Genomic DNA, 213 nt, shown 5'->3' on the forward strand with positions numbered 1-213 from the left:
GAAAGTAACGTTCAGTCTATCTTTCTATCACATACCCAAATTTTTAAAGAACGATCTAATCAAAGACTAGAAATCAACATTCACCATCACCTCGATGGAATGCTCATTTCTAAGCTTTAAACGTCAGAAGCAGTAGTGGTGGAGCCAAACGGGATCGAACCGTTGACCTCCTGCGTGCAAGGCAGGCGCTCTCCCAGCTGAGCTATGGCCCCG

General features: G+C 46.0%; 1 tRNA gene. It reads right to left on the minus strand.

The features are described 5' to 3' along the window. Positions 1-136: 136 nt before the first annotated feature. Positions 137-212 (minus strand) — tRNA-Ala (locus ACQRBT_RS28375). Position 213 lies beyond the last annotated feature (1 nt).

The sequence above is a fragment of the Pseudomonas sp. R19M genome, from assembly GCF_050312585.1.
Lineage (GTDB): Bacteria > Pseudomonadota > Gammaproteobacteria > Pseudomonadales > Pseudomonadaceae > Aquipseudomonas > Aquipseudomonas palleroniana.